At 67.9% G+C, this 21,173-nt stretch carries 22 protein-coding genes and 1 riboswitch; of the genes, 13 read left to right on the plus strand and 9 right to left on the minus strand.

Going from position 1 to position 21,173, the window contains the following annotated elements:
• Window positions 1–18: 18 nt before the first annotated feature.
• The gene (locus tag C1924_RS02470; protein WP_108763928.1) at window positions 19–1,323 is read left to right on the plus strand and encodes a D-amino acid dehydrogenase; all 1,305 of its coding nucleotides are present in this window, start codon (window positions 19–21) and stop codon (window positions 1,321–1,323) included.
• On the plus strand, window positions 1,302–2,372 hold the full coding sequence (gene alr / locus C1924_RS02475) for an alanine racemase (protein ID WP_108763929.1): 1,071 nt from the start codon (window positions 1,302–1,304) through the stop codon (window positions 2,370–2,372). Before C1924_RS02470 ends, alr begins: the two co-directional genes overlap by 22 nt.
• 156 nt (window positions 2,373–2,528) lie before the next feature.
• On the opposite strand, the gene C1924_RS02480 is transcribed toward alr, so the two are convergent.
• Window positions 2,529–3,095: a DUF3016 domain-containing protein gene (locus C1924_RS02480; protein ID WP_108763930.1), complete on the minus strand. Its 567-nt coding sequence runs from the start codon at window positions 3,093–3,095 to the stop codon at window positions 2,529–2,531.
• Window positions 3,096–3,343: 248 nt separating this feature from the next.
• On the opposite strand from C1924_RS02480, the gene C1924_RS02485 reads away from it, so the two are divergent.
• Together C1924_RS02485 and C1924_RS02490 are read left to right on the plus strand one after the other, a co-directional pair.
• Window positions 3,344–5,329: an ATP-binding protein gene (locus tag C1924_RS02485; protein WP_254051203.1), complete on the plus strand. Its 1,986-nt coding sequence runs from the start codon at window positions 3,344–3,346 to the stop codon at window positions 5,327–5,329.
• Between the two features lie 45 nt (window positions 5,330–5,374).
• Entirely contained in the window at window positions 5,375–5,665 is a 291-nt protein-coding gene (locus tag C1924_RS02490) for a DUF3247 family protein (protein ID WP_108763932.1), read from the plus strand.
• Between the two features lie 61 nt (window positions 5,666–5,726).
• Here C1924_RS02490 and C1924_RS02495 read toward each other — a convergent pair whose 3' ends face one another.
• Window positions 5,727–5,990 (minus strand): hypothetical protein, encoded by a 264-nt coding sequence (locus tag C1924_RS02495; RefSeq protein ID WP_108763933.1) that lies wholly within the window; start codon window positions 5,988–5,990, stop codon window positions 5,727–5,729.
• A gap of 158 nt (window positions 5,991–6,148) precedes the next feature.
• Between C1924_RS02495 and C1924_RS02500 the strand changes: the two genes are divergently transcribed.
• Genes C1924_RS02500 through C1924_RS02510 form a run of 3 tightly spaced genes read left to right on the plus strand, consistent with a single transcriptional unit; the run spans window position 6,149 to window position 8,591 of the window.
• Window positions 6,149–7,213 carry a class I SAM-dependent methyltransferase gene (locus C1924_RS02500; RefSeq protein ID WP_108763934.1) on the plus strand — a complete coding sequence of 355 codons (1,065 nt, stop codon included), beginning with the start codon at window positions 6,149–6,151 and terminating at the stop codon, window positions 7,211–7,213.
• Entirely contained in the window at window positions 7,210–7,911 is a 702-nt protein-coding gene (locus tag C1924_RS02505; RefSeq protein WP_108763935.1) for a pseudouridine synthase, read from the plus strand. The genes C1924_RS02500 and C1924_RS02505 overlap by 4 nt, the downstream gene beginning before the upstream one ends.
• On the plus strand, window positions 7,908–8,591 hold the full coding sequence (locus tag C1924_RS02510) for an HAD family phosphatase (RefSeq protein WP_108763936.1): 684 nt from the start codon (window positions 7,908–7,910) through the stop codon (window positions 8,589–8,591). The genes C1924_RS02505 and C1924_RS02510 overlap by 4 nt, the downstream gene beginning before the upstream one ends.
• A gap of 105 nt (window positions 8,592–8,696) precedes the next feature.
• On the opposite strand, the gene fabB is transcribed toward C1924_RS02510, so the two are convergent.
• Together fabB and fabA are read right to left on the minus strand one after the other, a co-directional pair.
• Entirely contained in the window at window positions 8,697–9,905 is a 1,209-nt protein-coding gene (gene fabB, locus C1924_RS02515; RefSeq protein WP_108763937.1) for a beta-ketoacyl-ACP synthase I, read from the minus strand.
• Complete coding sequence (fabA, locus tag C1924_RS02520) at window positions 9,905–10,420, minus strand: 3-hydroxyacyl-[acyl-carrier-protein] dehydratase FabA (protein ID WP_108748387.1); 516 nt, start codon at window positions 10,418–10,420, stop codon at window positions 9,905–9,907. Before fabA ends, fabB begins: the two co-directional genes overlap by 1 nt.
• Before the next feature lie 191 nt (window positions 10,421–10,611).
• Here fabA and dinB point away from each other — a divergent pair, with 191 nt between their 5' ends.
• A complete protein-coding gene (dinB, locus tag C1924_RS02525; protein ID WP_108763938.1) occupies window positions 10,612–11,706 on the plus strand; it encodes a DNA polymerase IV in 1,095 nt (364 codons plus the stop codon).
• Window positions 11,707–11,848: 142 nt separating this feature from the next.
• Here the strand turns inward: dinB and C1924_RS02530 are convergent, their stop codons facing one another.
• Both C1924_RS02530 and C1924_RS02540 read right to left on the minus strand, forming a co-directional pair.
• Window positions 11,849–12,760: an MBL fold metallo-hydrolase gene (locus C1924_RS02530; RefSeq protein ID WP_108763939.1), complete on the minus strand. Its 912-nt coding sequence runs from the start codon at window positions 12,758–12,760 to the stop codon at window positions 11,849–11,851.
• 335 nt (window positions 12,761–13,095) lie between these two features.
• Window positions 13,096–13,734, minus strand: a complete 639-nt coding sequence (locus C1924_RS02540) for an NAD(P)H-binding protein (protein ID WP_108763940.1) — start codon at window positions 13,732–13,734, stop codon at window positions 13,096–13,098.
• A gap of 108 nt (window positions 13,735–13,842) precedes the next feature.
• On the opposite strand from C1924_RS02540, the gene C1924_RS02545 reads away from it, so the two are divergent.
• The 3 genes from C1924_RS02545 to gph are packed head-to-tail and all read left to right on the plus strand — an operon-like array spanning window position 13,843 to window position 16,263.
• Entirely contained in the window at window positions 13,843–14,772 is a 930-nt protein-coding gene (locus tag C1924_RS02545; RefSeq protein WP_108763941.1) for a LysR family transcriptional regulator, read from the plus strand.
• Window positions 14,769–15,560: a class I SAM-dependent methyltransferase gene (locus C1924_RS02550; protein ID WP_108763942.1), complete on the plus strand. Its 792-nt coding sequence runs from the start codon at window positions 14,769–14,771 to the stop codon at window positions 15,558–15,560. Before C1924_RS02545 ends, C1924_RS02550 begins: the two co-directional genes overlap by 4 nt.
• Before the next feature lie 46 nt (window positions 15,561–15,606).
• Window positions 15,607–16,263: a phosphoglycolate phosphatase gene (gene gph, locus C1924_RS02555; RefSeq protein WP_108763943.1), complete on the plus strand. Its 657-nt coding sequence runs from the start codon at window positions 15,607–15,609 to the stop codon at window positions 16,261–16,263.
• Window positions 16,264–16,455: 192 nt separating this feature from the next.
• On the opposite strand, the gene btuB is transcribed toward gph, so the two are convergent.
• Window positions 16,456–18,303 carry a TonB-dependent vitamin B12 receptor gene (btuB, locus tag C1924_RS02560; protein ID WP_108763944.1) on the minus strand — a complete coding sequence of 616 codons (1,848 nt, stop codon included), beginning with the start codon at window positions 18,301–18,303 and terminating at the stop codon, window positions 16,456–16,458.
• A gap of 115 nt (window positions 18,304–18,418) precedes the next feature.
• Window positions 18,419–18,642, minus strand: a riboswitch (cobalamin riboswitch).
• 142 nt (window positions 18,643–18,784) lie between these two features.
• Here btuB and C1924_RS02565 point away from each other — a divergent pair.
• Entirely contained in the window at window positions 18,785–19,363 is a 579-nt protein-coding gene (locus C1924_RS02565) for a histidine phosphatase family protein (protein WP_108763945.1), read from the plus strand.
• 89 nt (window positions 19,364–19,452) lie between these two features.
• Here the strand turns inward: C1924_RS02565 and C1924_RS02570 are convergent, their stop codons facing one another.
• Window positions 19,453–19,803: a TfoX/Sxy family protein gene (locus tag C1924_RS02570; RefSeq protein WP_108763946.1), complete on the minus strand. Its 351-nt coding sequence runs from the start codon at window positions 19,801–19,803 to the stop codon at window positions 19,453–19,455.
• The gene (locus tag C1924_RS02575; RefSeq protein ID WP_108763947.1) at window positions 19,800–20,282 is read right to left on the minus strand and encodes a GAF domain-containing protein; all 483 of its coding nucleotides are present in this window, start codon (window positions 20,280–20,282) and stop codon (window positions 19,800–19,802) included. The genes C1924_RS02570 and C1924_RS02575 overlap by 4 nt, the downstream gene beginning before the upstream one ends.
• A gap of 67 nt (window positions 20,283–20,349) precedes the next feature.
• Between C1924_RS02575 and bioD the strand changes: the two genes are divergently transcribed.
• Window positions 20,350–21,027: a dethiobiotin synthase gene (bioD, locus tag C1924_RS02580; RefSeq protein ID WP_108763948.1), complete on the plus strand. Its 678-nt coding sequence runs from the start codon at window positions 20,350–20,352 to the stop codon at window positions 21,025–21,027.
• Window positions 21,028–21,173 lie beyond the last annotated feature (146 nt).

Here is a 21,173-nt window from a genome sequence, read left to right on the forward strand (position 1 = left end):
TCGGGTTGGAGAGTTCCCATGCGAGTCCTCGTTCTCGGCAGCGGCGTGATCGGCACCACCAGTGCCTGGTACCTGCGGCAGGCCGGCTTTGAAGTCACGGTCATCGACCGCCAGCCCGGCCCTGCGCTGGAAACCAGCTTCGCCAATGCGGGCCAGCTGTCCTTTGGCTACACCTCGCCGTGGGCCGCCCCCGGCGTGCCGAAGAAGGCCATCGGCTGGCTGTTCGAGAAGCATGCGCCGCTGGCCATCAAGCCGGGCATGGACCTGGCCCAGTACCGCTGGCTGTGGCAGATGCTGCGCAACTGCACGCACGAACGCTATGCCATCAACAAGGCGCGCATGGTGCGCATGTCCGAATACAGCCGCGACTGCCTGAACGAGCTGCGCGCGCAGATCGGCATCGAGTTCGAAGGCCGCGACCTGGGTACCACCCAGCTGTTCCGCACCCAGCAGCAGCTGGACGCTTCGGCGCAGGACATCGAGATCCTGGCCCAGTACGGCGTGCCCTATGAAGTGCTGGACCGTGCCGGCATCATCCAGGCCGAACCGGCCCTGGCCCATGTGGACGGCCTGGTGGGTGCGCTGCGCCTGCCGCGTGACCAGACCGGTGACTGCCAGCTGTTCACCCGCCGCCTGGCGCAGATGGCGGCCGATGCCGGCGTGGAATTCCGCTATGACCAGGACATCACCGGCCTGCAAGTCGAGGGCGATCAGGTGAGCGGCGTGCGCATCGGCAACCGCGTGGAAACCGCCGACCGGGTGGTGGTGGCGCTGGGCAGCTATTCGCCGCAGATGGTGGCGCCGCTGGGCATGCGCCTGCCGGTCTACCCCCTGAAGGGCTATTCGCTGACCCTGCCGATCACCGATCCGGCGATGGCCCCCACCTCGACCATCCTGGACGAAAGCTACAAGGTGGCCGTCACCCGCTTCGACAACCGCATCCGCGTGGGCGGCATGGCCGAGGTGGCCGGTTTCGATCTGTCGCTGTCGCAGCGCCGCCGCGAAACCCTGGAACTGGTGGTGCGTGACCTGTACCCGAAGGGCGGCGACCTGGCCAAGGCCGATTTCTGGACCGGCCTGCGCCCGGCCACCCCGGACGGCACGCCGGTCATCGGCGCCACCCCGTTCCGCAATCTGTACCTCAACACCGGCCACGGCACTCTGGGCTGGACCATGGCCTGCGGCTCGGGCCGCTACCTGGCCGACCTGATGAGCGCGCGCCAGCCGCAGATCAGCACCGAGGGCCTGGATATCTTCCGCTATGGCCAGTACGGCCACGCGCCGCAGCAGGAGAGCCGCGCATGCGTCCTGCCCGCGCGCTGATCGACCTGGGCGCGCTGCGCAGCAACTACCGGCTGGCCCGCGAACTGGGCGGCGGCAAGGCGCTGGCGGTGGTCAAGGCCGATGCCTATGGCCACGGCGCGGTGCGCTGTGCCCAGGCGCTGGAAGGTGAGGCCGATGGCTTTGCGGTGGCCACGATTGAAGAAGCGCTGGAACTGCGCCAGGCCGGCATCCGCGCGCCGATCCTGCTGCTGGAAGGCATCTTCGAGGCCAGCGAGCTGCCCCAGGTGGCCGAGCATGACCTGTGGTTCTCGGTGGGCTCGGCGTGGCAGCTGGAGGCGCTGGCCGCCTTCGACAGCCCGCGCCCGCTGACGGTGTGGCTGAAGCTGGACAGCGGCATGCACCGGCTGGGCCTGGACGTGGCCGGCTTCCGCGCCGCGCACGCGCGCCTGTCGGCGCTGCCGCAGGTGGAGCGCATCGTGATGATGACCCACCTGGCGCGTGCCGATGAGCTGGACAGCGAGCGCACCCACGAACAGGCCGCCACCTTCAAGGCGGCCATCGACGGCCTGCAGGGCGAGACCAGCGTGTGCAACTCGCCGGCCCTGCTGGGCTGGCCGGACGTGCGCAGCGACTGGGTGCGGCCGGGCCTGATGCTGTACGGGGCCAACCCGCTGCCGGACGACACCACGCTGACCGCGCGCCTGCGCCCGGTGATGACCATGCAGTCGAAGGTGATCGCCGAACGCTGGATCGAAGCCGGCGAGCCGGTGGGATATGGCGCCCGCTTCGTGGCCAAGGCGCGTACCCGCGTGGGCGTGGTCGCGCTGGGGTATGCGGACGGTTACCCGCAGTTCGCGCCGAACGGCACCCCGGTGCTGATCGATGGGCAGCCCGGTGGGCTGATCGGCCGGGTGTCGATGGACATGCTGACCGTGGACCTGCCCCCCCATGCGCAGGCCGGCATCGGCAGCGTGGTGGAACTGTGGGGCAGCGCACCGACCCTGGCCGAACTGGCCCCGCGCTGCGGCGTCAGTGCGTACCAGCTGCCGTGCGCGGTCAAGCGCGTGGCCCGGGTCTACCAGGGGTGAGGTGATGCCGGCCAGCGGCCGGCACTACCGTGCAGCGCTCTGGTATCGGCAGGTTTTTCGCGCGGTGCCGGAAAGGCACCAACCAAGGTTGGCAGCTACCACGGCAGGCCGCGCCTGGACTTGGTCCATCGGCATCGAGACGATGCCGGCCAACGATCAGCGTGCGGCAGTCGCCTGCGTGGTCAGCTGGCGCTTCACCCAGTCATCGATCAGGCGCTTCTCGAAGCGCAGCGGGTCGCTGTCGCTGCGCAGCCCGATGTTGTGCAGGTAGCCGCTGTCGCTCAGCTTGGCCTCGCCTTCGTCGACGATGCGGCCGCTGGCGTCCTTCAGCGTGTACTGCAGGGTGATTCGCGGCGGGTAGATGTCGCGCATGATCCGGATGTTGTCGGCACGCGGGCCGTGCCACGGCTCGTAATCGCCGGCACGCTTGATGTCCACCAGGGTCACGTCCAGAGTCTGCCCGGGCTGCAACGGCTTGGCCGCCGCCGTCTGCACGTGGCGCGCCAGCTGCTTCACCCAGTCGCCACGCTGCGCCTCGAAGCGGTTGGTGCTCTGGCGGATTTCGGTGAAGTTGGCCGGATCGTCCCACTTCACGCTCACCGGGCCATCGGCCTGCAGTGCCCGCGGTGCCTGCGGATCGGTAACGGTGCGCGGCGCGGCGGCGGCGCTGCCCACAGCCAGGGCGCCGGCCATGAGCAGGGCGGCGCAGAGCGAACGGTTCATGACGGTCTCCTGCGTCCCAGGGGCGGGACGGTTGAGGGGTACAGGGCGAGTGTGATCCTGCTGCCGGGCGCCAGCAATGGCCAATTGCGTCATATGCGACACCAGTTGTCGCCAATTCATCGTCGTCAAGTGTGACTGACGACGCTTGACGCTGTGAATACGCGCTCTGGAAGATGCTGTACCTCCACCCGGTCGGTTCCCCCACGCCCTTGTCCACACTGCCGCCCCTCGCGGAGCGCCCGCCCTTGATGGCGGCGGCGCCCGAACCCGACCTGCACCACGGCGTGCTTGAGCGCATCAATGCTGGCTTCTGCGTGATCCAGGTGCTGTTCGACGGCGATCAGGCGGTGGACTACCGTTTCCTGGAGGTCAACGAGGCCTTCGAGCGCCACACCGGGTTGAAGGGGGCGCAGGGCAAGCGCATGACCGCGCTGGAACCGCAGCACGAAAGCGAGTGGTTCCGCATCTACGGTGACGTGGCGCGCACCGGCCAGCCGGCGCAGTTCGAGATGGATGCGCGTGCACTGGGGCGCTCGTTCGCGGTGGATGCCGTGCGCGTGGGTGAGCCGGGCGAGAACATGGTGGGCATCCTGTTCTTCGATGTGACCGCACGCAAGCAGATCGAAGTGGAACTGGGCGAAAGCGAGGCGCGCTTCAGTGCGCTGGCCGACGGCCTGCCGATGCCGGTCTGGGTGCTGGACGAGCGCGGCCACGCCCGTTTCGTCAACAGCGCCTTCAGCGAATTCTTCGGCGGCGACGAAACCCGCGTGCCGGAAGACGTGTGGCGCGGCCTGGTGCATCCGGACGATGCGTCGGTGTTCGAGTACGAACTGCAGGAAGCCTTGAAGGCGCAACGTTCGATGCATGCGCTGGTGCGTGCACGGCGGGCCGACGGGCAATGGCGCTGGCTGGAAATGAACGCGCGGCCGCGTTTCTCGCGCATGGGCCGCTTCATCGGCCTGGCCGGCAGCAGCCCGGACGTGACCGAGCGCCGCGAAATCGAACTGGCCCGCGAAGAACTGCTGCAGTCCGAGCGGGCGGCGCGCAGTGCTGCGGAAAACATGGCGCGGCTGAAGGATGAGTTTCTGGCCACGCTGTCGCATGAACTGCGGACTCCGCTGACCACCATCCTGGGCTGGAGCGAACTGCTGCTGCAGCGCGTGGACAACACTAGCCCGCTGTTCAAGGGCCTGAACGTGATTGCCAGCAGTGCGACGGCGCAGAAGCGGCTGATCTCGGACATGCTGGACCTGAGCAGCATGCTGCTGGGCAAGGTGCAGCTGGAAGTGGAAGTGCTGGACCTGCGCCTGCAGCTGGGCGAAGCCCTCGGCGCACAGGAACCGGTGGCCGAGGGCAAGGCGCTGGACGTCAGCCTGCAGCTGCCCGAACAGCCCTGCCTGGTGCTGGGCGATGCCACCCGCCTGCAGCAGGTGCTGTGGAACCTGCTGTCCAACGCCATCAAGTTCACCCCGGCCGAAGGCCGCATCGAGGCGGAGCTGCGCGCAGATGGCGCCTACTGGGCCATCACCCTGCACGATACCGGCGATGGCATCGCGCCCGAATTCCTGCACCACCTGTTCAGCCGCTTCCGCCAGGCCGATGGCACCACCACGCGTCGCCATGGGGGGTTGGGCCTGGGCCTGGCCATCGTGCAGCAGCTGGTCGAGCTGCATGGCGGCACGGTCAGCGCGGCCAGCGAAGGCCATGGCCATGGCTCGACGTTCACCGTGCGCCTGCCGCAGTACCTGCCCGACGCCGACCGCCGCCCGCTGCGCGAAGTGTTCAGTGGACCGATCCTGGAACCGATGGTGGTCGAACCCTATCCGCTGCGCGGTCTGAACGTGCTGGCGGTGGAAGACCAGCCGGAAGTGCTGGAATACCTGCGGCGCATGCTGGAAGAGCAGGGCGCCAGTGTTTCCGGCGTCAGTTCGGCCGGCGAAGCGTTGGCCCTGCTGGCCGACAGCGGCCACCTGCAGTACCACGTGATGCTCACCGACATCGGCATGCCGGGCATGGATGGGTACGGCCTGGTGCGTACGCTGCGCGAGGATATGGGCGTGGAGGCCGCCGAGCTGCCCGCGGTGGCAGTGACCGCGCTGGCACGCGCCGATGACCGCCGCCGCGCGCTTGCGTCCGGTTTCCAGGAGCACGTGGCCAAGCCCTATTCGGTGGCGCAGCTGGTGTCTGCGGTGCGCAGCGTGCAGCCGATGCGCGCGGCCAACGCATTGCACTGAGCATTCACGGCAGATCGGCGAACCTGCCGGAAAGGAGGTTCACCGATGTCCCGTATCGCGCCCCGCATCCATACCGACCCGGCGCAGATCGCGCGCCTGGAAGCCCTGTTGCCGCAACTGGATGGTGAGCTGCAGGTGCAGCTGACCCTGCACGATGGCCGTCGCCTGCTGGGCACCGTGGCCGTGCGCCCGACGCTGCAGCAGTACCGCAACGAGGCCGGCGATGAAGGCAGCAACGGCCAGCTGCGCTTGGATGACTACGACACGCCGGTGCAGCAGCACCACGTCTGGCTGGATGAGATTGCCAGCGTCAGTCGGCTGCCGCCGAAAATCTGAAGGCATCCACGCATGGCGTGGCTCTACCGTAGAGCAACGCCATGCGTGATGGCTGCAGCGCCTAATGCTCGAATACGCTCGGAGTCGCCTCGAACCGGCGCGCGTAGGCACGCTCGTCGGCTACGCGGGCGACTTCCTCATCGGCCAGGTCCGGCGCGCCATAGACCGCATAGGCCACACTGCCATCGGCGCCATGCCCGACCTGGTGCAGGCGGTAACGCGAATGCCCACCACCGGTGTCCTCGGGGTAATGCACGGGCGGATGGCTGCCTTCCAGGTCCATTTCACTGTTGTCGACCACTCCACCGACGAACAAAGCGCGCATGCAGGTTCTCCTGGGGTTGCTGGGGGGAGCCCCTACCCTGAACGCTTCGATGTTGTCGGCACATCAACGGCCCGTTGAAGTTTCGCAAAGCGGCCCGCCGGGGCCGGCGCGGTCAAGCCGGTACAATGGACGGCCCTACGCTTGAAGTACCCGCGCCGATGGCCTCCAGCGACGACGCCCCCCTGCAGACCCTGTTCCTGCCGTTCAGCAACGGCACCCTGCGCTGGCCCGAGGGGCCGGTGGCCTTCCTCCGTGCCCGTGATGGCTGGCCGCTGCGCGAAATCGCCGGCAACCGCGAAGTGCACTGCGAGCAGAGCTTCGCGCCGTTTGCCGCGCCGCTGCAGCAGGCCGCCGGCTGGACCGTCAGCGGCCAGCTCGACGATGCCGACGGCAAAGGCCGTTACCCGCTGGTGCTGGTGCTGCCGCCGCGCCAGCGTGAGGAGGCCCGCGCGCTGTTCGCCCGTGCCCTGGCGCTGGTGGCCGAGGGCGGCCGCATTGTGGCCTGCCAGTCCAACAACGAAGGTGCACGCTCCGGCGAAGGCGACCTCAAGCAGCTGACCGGCCTCGGCGGCTGCCTGACCAAGAACCACTGCCGGGTGTACTGGACCGCGCCGTTGCAGGGCCAGCATGACGCCGACCTGGCCCAGCGCTGGAGCGCGCTGGATGCGGTGCGGCCGATCGTGGGCGGGCGCTTCCTCAGCCGCCCGGGCGTGTTTGCCTGGGACCGCATCGACCCAGCCTCGGCGCTGCTGGCCGAGCACCTGCCGGCCGACCTGGCCGGCCGTGCCGCCGACCTCGGTGCGGGCTATGGCTACCTGTCGCGCGAACTGCTGGAGCGCTGCCCGAAGATCACCGCGCTGGACCTGTATGAGGCCGAGCAGCGCGCACTGGCGTTGGCCGAACTGAACCTGGCACCGCCGCCACGCGCGCTGCCGCTGCGCTTCCTGTGGCGCGACGTCACCGCCGGCATCGAGCCGGGTTACGACGTCATCATCAGCAACCCGCCGTTCCACACGCCGTCGCGCGCCGACCGCCCCGATATCGGCCAGCGCTTCATTGCGGTGGCCGCACAGGCGCTGCGCCCAGGCGGCCGCCTGTACGTGGTGGCCAACCGCCATCTGCCCTACGAACACACCCTCAACGACAGCTTCGGTGCGGTACGCGTGGTGGCCGAGCGCGATGGCTTCAAGCTGGTCGAGGCAGTGAAGGGGAAGGGCAAGTGAAGCTGGTCAAGCACATCGCCAACCTGGGCTACGGCAGCCGCAAGCAGGTGCAGTGGATGTTCCGCGAAGGCCGCATCACCGATGCCGACGGCGAGGTGCTGTACGCCGATGACCAGGTGCCGCACGAGGCGATCCGGGTCGATGGCGAGCCGCTGGACCCGCCGCCGGGCCTGTCGCTGGCGTTGTACAAGCCGGCCGGTTACACCTGCTCGACCAAGGACACCGGTCGGTTGATCTACGATCTTCTGCCGCCGCGCTTCCGCGACCGCGACCCGGTGCTGTCCACCGTCGGCCGCCTGGACCGCGAGACCAGCGGCCTGCTGCTGCTGACCGACGATGGTGGCCTGCTGCACCGGATCATCTCGCCGAAGTCCAAGCTGCCCAAGGTCTATGAAGTGGAACTGGCCGAAGACCTGCGCGGCGATGAAGTGGCGCTGTTCGCCAGTGGCACGCTGATGCTGGAAGCGGAAAAGACGCCGCTGCTGCCGGCTGAGCTGGAGTTGCTCGGGCCGCGCACGGCACGCCTGGTGCTGCACGAAGGCCGCTACCACCAGGTGCGCCGCATGTTCGCTGCCACCGGCAACCACGTGCAGGGCCTGCACCGCAGCCGCGTGGGCGGCCTGGACCTGCAGGGGCTGCAGGAAGGGCAATGGCGGATGCTGGGCGCCACCGACCTGGACACCCTGTTCGCTCCATGACCGCCATCGCTGCGCTGCCCTTCCTCCCGGACGCCGTCATCTTCGACATGGACGGCCTGATGATCGACAGCGAGCGGGTGTCGATCGCCTGCTGGAGTGAAGCGGCCGGGGAACTCGGCTTGCCGCTGGATGCAACTTTCTTCGTGCGCATGGTCGGCCTGGGTGACCGTGACAGCCAGGCGCTGCTGCGCGGGCAGGGCGTATCGGACGCGATGATCGGGACGATGGCGGCGCGCTGCCACGACCTGTACGAAGCACGCACGCAGACCGGCCTGCCGCTGCGGCCGGGCATCCTGGAACTGCTGGACCTGCTGAAGGCCCATGGCATTCCGCGCGCGGTGGCCACCACCACGCGGCAGCCCCGGGCCAACCGCAAGCTGGCCGCGACCGGGCTGTTGCCCTATTTCGATGCGGTCATCACCAGCGGCGACGTCGCCCACCCGAAGCCGGCGCCGGACATCTACCTGCTGGCCGCACAGCGGCTGGGCAAGGCGCCGGAACGCTGCCTGGCGCTGGAGGATTCACCGGCCGGCACGCGCGCGGCCGTGGCCGCCGGGATGACCGTGATCCAGGTACCGGACCTGGTGCCTCCGGATGAAGCACAGCGCGCCCTGGGGCACCGCATCGTCGGCTCGCTGGTGGACGCCCACGCCCTGCTGGTGCCGCTGCTGCCGAAATAGCCGGTAGGTGCCGACCGTTGGTCGGCACGCTTCACCGCTCTCGCCGGGCATGGCCCGGCGCTACCGCTCTGGTAGGTGCCGACCGCTGGTCGGCACGCCTTTCAATCAAACGCGGCCGAACACCAGCGCCGCGTTCGTGCCACCGAAACCGAAGCTGTTGGACATCACTGTATCCAGCTTCTGCTCGCGGCTTTCGCGCAGGATCGGGAAGCTTTCCACCGCCGGATCCAGCTCGGCGATGTTGGCCGAACCGGCCACGAACCCATCGCGCATCATCAGCAGGCAGTAGATCGCCTCGTGCACGCTGGCCGCGCCCAGCGAGTGGCCGGACAGTGCCTTGGTCGACGACAGCGGCGGTACCGCATCGCCGAACACTTCGCGGATCGCCCCCAGCTCGGTCACGTCGCCCAGCGGGGTCGAGGTGCCGTGGGTGTTGAGGTAATCCAGCGGACGGTCGACGTTCTGCAGTGCCATCTTCATGCAGCGCACCGCGCCTTCGCCGGACGGGGCCACCATGTCGGCGCCGTCGGAGGTGACGCCATAGCCGATCAGTTCGGCATGAATGCGTGCGCCGCGGGCGACCGCGTGGTCGTAGTCTTCCAGTACCAGCATGCCGCCGCCTCCGGCGATGACGAAGCCGTCGCGGTCCTTGTCATACGGGCGCGACGCGCTGGCCGGGGTGTCGTTGAAGCTGGTGGACAGCGCGCCCATCGCATCGAACATCACGCTCATCGACCAGTGCAGGTCCTCGCCGCCGCCGGCGAACATGATGTCCTGTGCGCCGTGGCGGATCATGTCCGCGGCCGCACCGATGCAGTGCGCCGAGGTCGCGCAGGCGGCCGACAGCGAATAGCTGACGCCCTTGATCTGGAACGCGGTGGCCAGGCAGGCCGATACGGTGGAGCACATCGTGCGCGGCACCATGTACGGACCGACCTTGCGCACGCCACGGCTGCGCAGCAGGTCGACAGCGCCCACCTGCCATTCGCTGGAACCACCGCCGGAGCCGGCGATCAGGCCGGTACGCAGTGCGCTCACCTGTTCCGGCGACAAGCCGGCATCGGCGATCGCATCGCGCATGGCGATGTAGGCGAAAGCCGCCGCATCGCTCATGAAGCGCTTCTGCTTGCGGTCGATCTGCGCATCCAGGTCCAGGTCCACGCGGCCACCGATCTGGCTGCGCAGGCCGGCTTCGGCGTGGTCGGGCAGCGCGGTGATGCCGGCACGGCCTTCGCGCAGTGCGGAGGAAACGGTGTCCAGATCATTGCCCAGGCAGGAGGTCATGCCCATGCCGGTGATGACGACGCGACGCATCAGAAGCTCCCGGTTTCAGTGAACAGGCCCACGCGCAGGTCGCGGGCGTTGTAGATCTCGCGGTCATCCACGTACATGCGGGCGTCGGCCTGGGCCATCACCAGCTTGCGGTTGATGACGCGGGTGATGTCGATCTCGTAGCGCACGAGCTTGGCTTCCGGCAGCACCTGGCCGGTGAACTTCACCTCGCCGCAGCCCAGAGCGCGGCCCTTGCCGGGTGCGCCCAGCCAGGTCAGGTAGAAGCCGGTCAGCTGCCACATGGCATCCAGGCCCAGGCAGCCGGGCATCACCGGGTCGCCGATGAAGTGGCAGCCGAAGAACCACAGGTCCGGGCGGATATCCAGTTCGGCACGTACCATGCCCTTGCCATGCGGTCCGCCGTCCTCGCGGATGTCGGTGATGCGGTCGAACATCAGCATCGGATCGTTGGGCAGACGGCCGGCGGCGGCGCCGAACAGTTCACCGCGGGCGCTGGCCAGCAGCTGGTCGCGGTTGAACGCGTGGAGACGAGTCATGGAAAGCGCATTCCTGGGAGCGAAAACAAGGCAACAAGTCCCCGAGCATGCACGACGGTTGCAACGGGAATCAAACCGCCTCACCGTACGCGTGCGTAGTGTTTTCCCTTGGAATCACGCATCCCGTTGATGCACAACGACCATACTTTGCCGTCTGGACCGGTACGGTGCAGGTATGATGTTGGCCAACCATGAACGCACTGCGCAAGATCATCCACGTTGACATGGACGCCTTCTACGCGTCGGTGGAGCAGCGTGACGATCCGTCGCTGCGCGGCAAGCCGGTGGTGGTGGCGTGGCGCGGTGCGCGTTCCGTGGTCTGTGCGGCCTCGTACGAAGCGCGCGTGTTCGGCGTGCGCTCGGCCATGCCGGCGCTGCGCGCCGAGCGCCTGTGCCCGGATGCCATCTTCGTGCCGCCGGATTTCGCGCGTTACAAAGCCGTGTCACGCCAGGTGCGCGAGATTTTCCTGCGCCATACCGACCTGGTCGAACCGCTGTCGCTGGACGAAGCCTACCTGGACGTGACCGCGCCGAAGAGCGGCATCGAACTGGCCACCGAGATCGCCCGCACCATCCGCGCGCAGATCCGCGAAGAGACCCAGCTGACCGCTTCAGCCGGCATCGCGCCGAACAAGTTCCTGGCCAAGATCGCCTCGGACTGGCGCAAGCCCGATGGCCAGTTCGTCATCCCGCCACAACGCGTCGATGCGTTCCTGCTGACGCTGCCAGTGAAAAGCGTGCCGGGCGTGGGCAAGGTGATGGAAGGCAAGCTGGCCGAGCGCGGCATCGTCACCTGCGGCGACCTGCGCAGCTGGACGTTGCCCGACCTGGAAGAAAACTTCGGCAGCTTCGGCCGCAGCCTGTACAACCGCGCCCGCGGCATCGACGAACGGCCGGTGGAGCCGGACCAGCAGGTGCAGTCGATTTCCTCCGAGGACACGTTCGCCGAAGACCTGCTGCTGGAGGATCTGGGAGAAGCCATCGTGCAGCTGGCCGAGAAAACCTGGAATGCCACACGGAAGACCGAACGCATCGGCCACACCGTGGTGTTGAAACTGAAGACCGCGCAGTTCCGCATCCTCACCCGCAGCTACACCCCCGACCGACCGCCCGAATCCCTGCAGGAACTGCGTGACATCGCCCTGTCCCTGCGCGCGCGCGTCGATCTTCCGGCGGACACCCGCTACCGGCTGGTCGGCGTCGGCCTGGGGGGATTCCGCGAGAAAGAACCGGTGGTGCAGGGCGAGTTGTTCGGGAACGAACCGAACGATTCCACCTCTATCTGATCGATCCCGATGGGGTCAGAGCCCGTTGCGTCGCAACGGGATCCGACCCCGTGCCATCCCGCCAACCCACGGACACCCAGCTGTTGCTGTTGCCGTTGCATTGAGCGGGTGCAGGGCGCAGCCCTGCTGGAGAACCCCTACCTTACGGCCACTGCATCTCGCCTTTGGCCACCTTCGCACTCAGCTCCAGCGATTCCACGCCGGCCAGCTTGGGATAACGCGCCTGCATCGCCTTCACCAGCGCCGCACTGTCCTTCGCCTTCGCCGTTTCCACGTCGAACGCACGGATGTAGTCCGCCGTGAAACGCAGTGCGCTCGCATCCAGCGCCGCGCCCGGTGCGTAGTGCCCCGGCACCACCACCTTTGGCTTCAGCGCCTGCAGCCGCTGCAACGTCTGCAGCCAATCGGCATGCGACTGCGGCGTCTGCGTGTCGGCCATCCACACGTGCTCACCCGCCACCACCGGGATGCCGCCGACGATCGCACGCAGCGACGGCACCCACAGCACGGTCCTGTCCGGCGTCGGCCCATCCAGCCCGACCAGCGGCAGGCGCTGGCCTTCCAGCTGCAGCGCATCTCCATCCAGTACCTGCGGCACGACGATGCGCGCGGGCACGTCCTCACCCATCTTCGGGCCCCAGTACGCCAGCTTGCCGGCCTGGGTCTGCTGGATGTGGGCGACGGTCTGCGCGGTGGCGAGGATGCGCGCCTGCGGGAACGCATCCTGCAGCGTGGCCAGGCCGAAGTAGTAGTCCGGATCGCCGTGGCTGATGTAGATCGTGGTCAGCTGCTTGCCGCTGGCGCGGATCTTGTCGACCAATGCACGCGCATCGCTGGCCGCGAACTGCGCATCGACCAGGATCGCCTCATGGCGGCCTTCGATCAGCACCGAAGAGACAGAGAACATGGCCTGCGGACCTGGATGGAAGGTCTGCAGGCGCAGCTGTGATTTCGCCACAGGCGCGGCGACCGACGCCGCCGGCGCGGCCAGCAACGGTGCACTGGCGAAACCCGCGGCCAGGGTGAGGGGAAGAAGCAGGGCAGCAGTACGCATCAACGAATCCTCGTAGCGTCGAGCTTGCTCGACGGGGTTTCTTGGGCAGTCGAGCAAGCTTGTATGTTCCTCCCGGCTCCTACGAGGTATGTAGGAGCCAGGGTGGAGGGACCGTCAAGCAAGCATCTGCGGAATCGAGCCGACAGACGAGTCGAGCGATCCCCATCCCGCACACGAACGTCGATAAAGGATCGTACGGCAGAAAGCTGGCCAGGATTGCGTGGGGTGTATTCAAGAGCGGCAAGGATTTCGATCCAGCCCTGTTGAAGGTGGGCCAAGCCCGCTTCCAGCAGGCTTGACTGCGAACATAGGATCTCGACTCTACGCAGGCGTGCTCAATACGCCGCAGTGATGATCTGCTTCGGGTACTTCGCCGCTTCCAGCTCGGCCACGAACGCCGCACCGTAATCGGCGTAGCTGATGCGGCTGTGGCCGCTGGCATCGGCCAGGAAGGTCTTCGCCTGCACACGGTACTGGCCGCGCTCTTCGCCCGGGCCGATTTCGGCCGCCGGCGAGAAGAACGTCCAGTCCAGGTCATCCACCGCCTGCAGGCGCTTCAGCGCTTCGCGGGCGGCCAGTGCGTAAGGCTTGTAGGCGGCGGGGAAGTCGGGGGTGTCGACCAGCTGTACGCCCGGCGCGATCTCCAGGCTGCCTGCGCCGCCTACCACCACCACGCGCGGCACCTTGGCCTGGCGGGCGGCCGCGACCAGCTGGTCGGCCACCGTGGCGATCTGTCCGATGTCATCCCCCGGGCGCGGGCCATAGGCGCTGGCCAGTACATCATGGCCGGCGATCACTGCGGCCAGGGCATCGGTATCGTCCAGCGCGGCGATGGCCAGCTGGGCACCGGCCAGTTCGGCCGGCAGTTCCTTTTCACTGCGCACCACGGCGGTGACCTGGTGGCCGTGGGCGAGGGCGTGGCGGGCGATCTGGCGACCGATGTTACCGGTGGCGCCGACGAGGGCAATCTTCATGGCAGAACTCCTTGGGGCGGAATGGGGAGGGAACGAGGCCACTCTAGGCTGCTGAAGTTGATCGAAAAACAGCGTATAACGCGCTTGTTTGTTGCATGGATCGAGCAGATGGACCGATTGACCGCCATGACCGTGTTCGTCGAAGTGGCCGAGCGCGGCAGCCTGACCGCCGCTGCCGAGGTGCTGGACATGTCCCGCGCGATGGTCAGCCGCTACCTGGCCGAGGTGGAAGGCTGGCTGGGCGCGCGCCTGCTGCACCGGACCACGCGGCGGATCAGCCTGACCGGTGCCGGTGAAGCCGCGCTCGTGCGCTTCCGGCAGATGCTGGCCATCGGCGAGGAGCTGCAGGGCGAACTGGCCAGCGACGATCCCGAGCCGCATGGCACCCTGCGCATCACCGCCAGCGTGTCCTTCGGGCAGAGTCACCTGGCGCGCGCGGTCGCCGCCTTCGTGCTGCGCCACCCGGCCGCGCGCATCGAACTGCTGCTGGTGGACCGCATGGTGAACCTGGTGGAGGAACGCGTGGACCTGGCCGTGCGCATCGCCCGCCAGATCGATCCCAGCCTGATCGCGCGGCGCCTGGCCAGCTGCCGTTCGGTGCTGTGTGCCACCCCGGCGTACCTGCAGGCGCATGGCACGCCCAGCGCGCCCGAACAGCTGCCCGCGCACAACTGCCTGACCCATCACTACGTCGGCAAAAGCCTGTGGCAGCTGCACCGCGACGGTCGTTCGCTGTCGGTGGCGGTGGGCGGCAACATCAGCGCCAACGAAGCATCGCTGCTGCTGGAAGCGGTGCGTGCCGGTGCCGGCATCGCCATGCTGCCGACCTACCAGGTGGCACCGCTGCTGCGTTCGGGCGAACTGGTGCAGCTGCTGCCGGCGTACGAACTGGACGAGCTGGGCATTCATGCGGTGTACGCATCGCGTCGACAGCAGCCCGCTATCATGCGGCGGTTCCTGGATTTCCTGGCCGAGTGTTTCGCCAGCCCGGCCTTCCAGGATCTGGAGTGGCGCCCACCGGTCAAGGAGGACACATGAACCATGGACAGGGATTGCTCGAACACAACCGCGCGGCGTGGGACCGCCAGGCCCGCCAGGCAAGTGACTGGTCGCGCCCGGTCGACGCGGAAACGATCGCCGCCGCCCGCCAGGGCCGCTGGCAGGTGCACCTGACACCCCGCGCGTTGCCGCTGGACTGGCTGGGCGATGTGCGCGGCCGCCGCATCCTCTGCCTGGCCTCGGCCGGTGGCCAGCAGGCCCCGGTACTGGCCGCTGCCGGTGCGATCGTCACGGTGTTCGATCTGTCTGACGGGCAGCTGGCGCAGGACCGCCGTGTGGCCGAACGTGATGGGCTGTCCCTGCGCACCGTGCAGGGCGACATGCGCGACCTGCATGCCTTCGCCGATGGCAGCTTCGACGTCGTGTTCCATCCCATTTCCAACCTGTACGTGCCTGACGTGCGCCCGGTCTGGGCCGAATGCCAGCGCGTGCTGGCCCGCGATGGCCTGCTGCTGGCCAGCTTCTACAACCCGGTGGTGTTCGTGGGCGCGCGCGATCCGCAGCTGCAGGAACAGGGGATCATCCGCCCGCAGTACGCCATTCCGTATTCGGATCTGGACGACCTGCCGGCCGAAGAGCGCGAAGCGAAACTGGCCCGCGGCGAAGCGCTGACCTTCGGCCACAGCCTGGGTGATCTGATCGGTGGCCAGCTTGATGCCGGTTTCGTGGTCGAACGCTTCATGGAAGACTGGCAGCCGCGCCCGCGCTTCATGATTGATCGCTACCTGCCCACGTTCCTGGCCACGCGCGCGCGCCGGATCGGTTGAGGCCGGGGCGTACAATGGACGACCCACGTCGTACAGGTGCCGTCTCTTGTCGTACCCCTATCCGTTGGTCGTGTTTGATCTGGACGGCACGCTGGTGGACAGCGCGTCCGATATTGCCGAAGCGTTGAACCGCACGCTGGAAGCCATCGGCTTGGCGCGCGTGCCTGAAAGCACCGTGCTGGGCTGGATCGGTGATGGCGTGCGGCGGCTGGTCGAGCAGGCCGTGCACGCCGCGGGTCGCGACGTCGACCTGGCCGAGGTGATGCCCATCTTCATGGTGCATTACCGCGCGTGCCTGCTGCGCAGCCCGCGCCTGTTCGATGGCGTGCCTGAAGCGCTGGCACTGCTGCGCGCGCGCGGCGTGCCGCTGGCCATCTGCACCAACAAGCCTGCTGCGCTGGTGCCGCCGTTGCTGCAGCACCTGGGGGTCGACGAGGCGTTTTCGCTGGTGCTGGGCGGCGATTCGCTGCCACAGCGCAAGCCCAGTGGTGAACCGCTGCGGCATATCGCCGCGCACTTCGGGCTGGCGGTGGACGCCTGCCTCATGGTGGGCGATTCGCTCACCGATTACCGTGCTGCCGAGGACGCCGGCATGCCGATCGCCCTGGTGCGCTATGGCTACCCACGCGGGCTGGACCTGGACAACGCCCATGCCGTGGCAGTGATCGACGACCTGCGTGAACTGCCGGGGCTGCAGGGCTGACGCGAAGGGTAGTGCCGGCCGCTGGCCGGCAAGCCATTGCTGCTGATGCGCCCATGTAGAGCCGAGCCTGCGCTCGGCTGCTTTCGGCGCGAACCCGCAGTCGAGCAAGCTCGACTCTACGAATTGGATGGCCCAGCCGAGCATGGGCTCGGCTGTACAGTAGATCGACGCCATGCGTCGATGCCGAGGACCTTACTTCGGCTGGTAACGCACGCTCAGCTGGTACTCGCGGCCGGGCTGGTTGAACCACGCCACGGTCTCATAGCGGCGGTCGAACACATTGGCCGCACGTGCCAGCAGTGACCACGACGGCGTGAGCGCGTATTCCGCGCGCAGGTCGAGGGTGCCGTAGCCACCCACTTTCACCGTGTTGCCGGCATCGTCGTAGCGCTTGCCCGCGCCCTGCACGGTCAGGCCGGCGCGGACGTCGCCGAAGCGGCGGTCCACGTCCAGGCGTGCGGTCTGCTGCGCGCGGCGCGGCAGCCAGTTGTCGAACTGGGTACTGCCGCGGGTACGGTTGCGCGGGTCGGTGTAGCTCAGCTGGCCGTTGATGTCGAAACCGGCCAGCACCGTGCCTGCGGTCAGTTCGGCGCCACGGATGCGTGCCTTCTCGACCTGCTGCATCATGAAGGTCGCCGCATCGTAGGTGATCAGATCATCGATGCGGGTTTCGTACACGTCCACGCCCCAATGCCACCCCTGCCCATGCTGCGACAGGCCGATGTTGGCACTCTTGGACTTCTCCGGGTCCAGCGTCGGCACGCCGCTCCACGGGTCGTACAAGTCGCTGAAGGTCGGCGCCTTGAACGCGGTACCGTAGCTGGCATTCACGCGCAGGCCGTGGCCCAGCTCCATCGCCCAGCCGACGCTGCCGGTGGCGTGGTTGCCGAACTGCTGGTTGTCATCATTGCGCGCGCTCACCTGCAGCTGGTGGCGGCCGAAGCGGCCCTGGTACTGCACGAACACGCCGGTGTTGCGGCGGCTGTCGACCAGGTAGCCGGCGCTGCTGCCATCCAGGTTGTCTTCGCTCCAGTCCACGCCGGTGCTCAGCAGCTGGCCCTGGGCCAGCCCGATGTCGGCCTGCAGCGAAGCGGTGTCGCGGTGGGTCTGCGCACTGCCGAACGCACCGAAATCACCGTAGTTGTCCGACTCGTTGTCGCTGCGGCCGACAGTGGCGGTGAATGCCAGGCGTTCGGACGGGGTGTAGCGCACCTTGCCGGACATCACCTGCTGCAGCGTTTCCGAATAGCTGTAGTAGCCGTCGTAGTGGTTCTCGCCTTCAGCGCGCAGAGCGCTGCCTTCCACGCTCCACTGCTCATTGAAGGTGTAGCCGCCGCGCAGGCTCTTGGACAGATTGCGGTAGCCATCGCGGTCGGGCTCATCGGCATAGCAGCCGGTGAACAGCGTGGCCGAGCCCCGGCAGGCATTGATGCCGTCGGTGTGCTGGTAGGCGATATCGGCACCGAACCAGCCGCGTTCGCCGCTGCCACCGATGCCGCCACTGGCTTCGCGCAGGCCGTTGCTGCCGCCGCCAAGCTGGAAGTGCGGAGCGAAATCACCTGCGTTGCGGCGGGTGAAGATCTGGATGACGCCACCGATGGCGTCGGCGCCATACAGGCTCGACTGCGGTCCGCGCACGATTTCCACGCGCTCGATCTGTGCCAGCGGCAGGTCCTGGTACATCGCCAGGCCAAGATCGGCGCTGTTGATGCGTACGCCATCGACCAGCACCACCGTGTGCGAGGAGTTGGTGCCGCGCAGGAACAACGAGCTCTGCTTGCCGAGGCCACCGGCATTGGTCAGGTTGATGCCGGCGCGGCCGGCCAGCAGTTCCTGCAGCGAGGTGGCCTGGCTGGCTTCGATCTGCGCACGGTCGATGACCTGTGCCGGGGCGATGCTGTCCTGCAGGGCGATGGGGGTGCGGGTGGCGGTGACCAGCACCTGCTCCAGCACAGCGGTGTCATCGCTCGCCTGGCCATGGGCCAGGGCGGGCAGGGCGGCCAGTACGGCCAGGGACAGCATTCGGGACTGCAGCTTCATCGGGAGGACTCCGGGTGCCGCGCACGCCCGCGCGGCGAAGGGGAGGAGCCACGGAGGCTGGCATGCGCCGAAGCCGCGGCGCCGCCGCGGTCATCCAGCGCCACGCCCACCGCATCGCGACCTGAGGCTTCCGGGCCGGTCTCCGGGCTTGCCGCCAGGTGGCGCGAGGCCACCGTCCAGGCGCCTTCCCATGCCGATGGCACAGTGGCGGTGTTGCCTGGAACAGACGTGCTTACCGTTGCGGGGGCAGCGCCGGCCTGGCGTGTTGCCACGCGTCACCGGCTTCCCGTTTCAACCTGCCGGCCATCGCCGCAGGTCACCTGGAAGTGCGCGCAGTCTACGGCATCGCGGCCGGCCCGTAGAGTCGAGCGTGCTCGACTGCCTTTGCTCTGCCTTTAGAATATCGTCTCGATCCCGTGGTGCCGTTGCCGATGTCCCGCTGTTTTCTGCTGTTTCCGCGTTGCCTGTACAGGACGCACGCATGATCCTCGACCTGGTCCGCCATGCCGGCAACGGCCGCGATGAGTTCCTCGATGGCCGCAGCGATCCACCGCAGCTGGCCCGCCTGCCGCAGGAACTGGTCGATGCCTACGCCCAGCAGGACTGGCAGCGGGTGATCAGCTCGCCGCGGCTGCGTTCGCTGCATACGGCGATGGCCCTGGCCACGCCGCGCGGGCTGGACGTGGACGCGGACGAAGAGTGGGAAGAACTGGATTTCGGCGATTGGGACGGACAGTCGCTGTTCGACCTGCCGGAGGATGCGCTGGCGGCGTTCCATGGAGATCCGCATGCCTTCCCGCCGCCCAATGGCGAAAGCTGGGGCCATTTCGAGCGCCGCATCGCGCGCGCGCTGGATCGGCTGCTGGATGACGAGGATCCGCTGCCCACCGTGGTGGTCAGCCACGGCGGCCCGCTGCGCATGGTGCTGTCGCAGGTCTGCGGGCTGCCGCTGTCGCTGTGCTGGGCGCTGCGCATCGACCACGGCACGCGCCTGCGGGTGTCACTGGAACGCGGGGAAGTGGGCCTGGTGGGCGAGCTGCTGGAACTGCAGCAGCCGTGAACCTGCGGTAGTGCCGGTCGCTGGCCGGCATTCTCCGTGACGCCGCAATGATCGTGCGGTTGCCGGCCAGCGGCCGGCACACCAGTCCCTCAGTCCTCGGCGAGGCCGTCCTCGCCATCGTCGTCGGTGTCGAAGCGCTGCTCATGCACCGGGCCCGATGCCGGCCCGGCCGCCTTCAGCGGGTGCGCGGCGATGCGCGCCTCGTAATCCTGTACCAGAGCCTCGCGCTGGGCTTCGCCCAGTTCCTGCCAATGGCAGTCCAGCAGGGCGCCTTCCAGCGAGTAGAGCAGGTTCAGGCTGGGCTTGAAGCCGGCACGCTTGACCTTCACGAAGGCCCCGACCGCACCGAGCGCGGCCAGGTCCTCGCGGCTGCGCAGACCGACCTGACGCAGCCAGGCCGCGCTCTTCGGACCGATGTTGCGCAGCTTGGGTGCGCTCATCCCAACGCCTCGACGAACACGCGGGCGATGGCTTCCAGTCCCGCCTGGTCTTCGGCATCGAAGCGGCCGACCTGCGGGCTGTCGATATCGAACACGCCGATCAGTTCATCACCGCGCAGCAGTGGCACCACCAGCTCCGACCGAGAGGCCGAATCGCAGGCGATGTGGCCGGGGAAGGCATCGACGTCTTCCACGCGCTGGGTGATGCGCTGGCTGGCGGCGGCACCGCATACACCCTTGTCCAGGGAGATGCGCACGCAGGCCGGCAGCCCCTGGAACGGGCCAACCACCAGCTCCTTGCCGTCATACAGGTAGAAACCCACCCAGTTCAGGTCGGGCAGGGCGTGGTAGACCAGTGCGGAGAGGTTGGCCGCGTTGGCGATGCGGTCGGACTCGCCGTAGACCAGGCCTCGGGCCTGTTCCAGCAGCTGGGCGTATTGTTCCGGCTTGCTGCCGGTAAGCGAGGCATTGGCGAACATGCCTGCAGTCTAGCAAGCGTACGGGACCAGTGATAATGCACGCTCTGTTGCATGCTTGGAGCTGTCGATGTCCCTGCCTACCTCGTTGCCACCTGCGCTGTTCGTCACCGGCACCGATACCGAAATCGGCAAGACTGCCAGCAGCGCCGCGCTGCTGCATGCACTGCGCCGGCGCGGCCTGCGTGCGGTGGGCATGAAGCCGGTGGCCAGTGGCAGCCAGGATCTGGGCCACGGCCTTCGCAACGAGGATGCCTTGGCGCTGCAGGCCGCCAGCTGGCCCGTACCGGACTATGCCGACCTGAATCCCTATGCGTTGCGGCAGCCGCTGGCGCCGGAACTGGCCGCGGCCGAAGACGGCGTGGAGGTGCAGCTGGCGCCGATCGTGGCCGCGTTCGAGCGCCTGCGCGCGCAGGCCGATGTGGTGGTGGTGGAGGGCGTCGGCGGTTGGCTGGCACCGGTATCGGCCACGCTGGACCAGCTGGACCTGGTGCGCGCGCTGCGCCTGCCGGTGCTGCTGGTGGTGGGCATGCGGCTGGGCTGCGTGAACCACGCACGGTTGACCGCGCAATCGCTGCAGGCCAGCGGGGTGGACTGCCTGGGCTGGATCGGCAACCACATCGACCCGACCATGCAGCGCCAGGATGCCAACTTCGCCACGCTGCAGCAGCGCCTGCCGATGCCTTGCTGGGGCAGGCTGCCGCACCTGCCAGGTGCAGATGCACAGGTGTTGAGCAGCCACCTGTGAGCGAGCGGCGGTTTTCGGGCGGTGAATGAAGAGCAGTCGACCAACGGTCGACTCTACCCCGCGGGATGCGCTGGCGGAGCGGCGGTAGAGTCGACTGTCAGTCGACTATCGCGCGCAGCGCGGGATTTTCGGGTGGTGAATGAAGA

Origin of the sequence: Stenotrophomonas sp. ESTM1D_MKCIP4_1, from assembly GCF_003086895.1 — a bacterium.
GTDB lineage: Bacteria > Pseudomonadota > Gammaproteobacteria > Xanthomonadales > Xanthomonadaceae > Stenotrophomonas.

Bases quoted from the DNA above. Each gene is read 5' to 3' on its own strand.
- C1924_RS02470 (WP_108763928.1), top strand. From the start codon at position 19: ATGCGAGTCCTCGTTCTCGGCAGCGGCGTGATCGGCACCACCAGTGCC.
- alr (WP_108763929.1), top strand. From the start codon at position 1,302: ATGCGTCCTGCCCGCGCGCTGATCGACCTGGGCGCGCTGCGCAGCAAC.
- C1924_RS02480 (WP_108763930.1), bottom strand. From the start codon at position 3,095: ATGAACCGTTCGCTCTGCGCCGCCCTGCTCATGGCCGGCGCCCTGGCT.
- C1924_RS02485 (WP_254051203.1), top strand. From the start codon at position 3,344: ATGGCGGCGGCGCCCGAACCCGACCTGCACCACGGCGTGCTTGAGCGC.
- C1924_RS02490 (WP_108763932.1), top strand. From the start codon at position 5,375: ATGTCCCGTATCGCGCCCCGCATCCATACCGACCCGGCGCAGATCGCG.
- C1924_RS02495 (WP_108763933.1), bottom strand. From the start codon at position 5,990: ATGCGCGCTTTGTTCGTCGGTGGAGTGGTCGACAACAGTGAAATGGAC.
- C1924_RS02500 (WP_108763934.1), top strand. From the start codon at position 6,149: ATGGCCTCCAGCGACGACGCCCCCCTGCAGACCCTGTTCCTGCCGTTC.
- C1924_RS02510 (WP_108763936.1), top strand. From the start codon at position 7,908: ATGACCGCCATCGCTGCGCTGCCCTTCCTCCCGGACGCCGTCATCTTC.
- fabB (WP_108763937.1), bottom strand. From the start codon at position 9,905: ATGCGTCGCGTCGTCATCACCGGCATGGGCATGACCTCCTGCCTGGGC.
- fabA (WP_108748387.1), bottom strand. From the start codon at position 10,420: ATGACTCGTCTCCACGCGTTCAACCGCGACCAGCTGCTGGCCAGCGCC.
- dinB (WP_108763938.1), top strand. From the start codon at position 10,612: ATGAACGCACTGCGCAAGATCATCCACGTTGACATGGACGCCTTCTAC.
- C1924_RS02530 (WP_108763939.1), bottom strand. From the start codon at position 12,760: ATGCGTACTGCTGCCCTGCTTCTTCCCCTCACCCTGGCCGCGGGTTTC.
- C1924_RS02540 (WP_108763940.1), bottom strand. From the start codon at position 13,734: ATGAAGATTGCCCTCGTCGGCGCCACCGGTAACATCGGTCGCCAGATC.
- C1924_RS02545 (WP_108763941.1), top strand. From the start codon at position 13,843: ATGGACCGATTGACCGCCATGACCGTGTTCGTCGAAGTGGCCGAGCGC.
- C1924_RS02550 (WP_108763942.1), top strand. From the start codon at position 14,769: ATGAACCATGGACAGGGATTGCTCGAACACAACCGCGCGGCGTGGGAC.
- btuB (WP_108763944.1), bottom strand. From the start codon at position 18,303: ATGAAGCTGCAGTCCCGAATGCTGTCCCTGGCCGTACTGGCCGCCCTG.
- C1924_RS02565 (WP_108763945.1), top strand. From the start codon at position 18,785: ATGATCCTCGACCTGGTCCGCCATGCCGGCAACGGCCGCGATGAGTTC.
- C1924_RS02570 (WP_108763946.1), bottom strand. From the start codon at position 19,803: ATGAGCGCACCCAAGCTGCGCAACATCGGTCCGAAGAGCGCGGCCTGG.
- C1924_RS02575 (WP_108763947.1), bottom strand. From the start codon at position 20,282: ATGTTCGCCAATGCCTCGCTTACCGGCAGCAAGCCGGAACAATACGCC.
- bioD (WP_108763948.1), top strand. From the start codon at position 20,350: ATGTCCCTGCCTACCTCGTTGCCACCTGCGCTGTTCGTCACCGGCACC.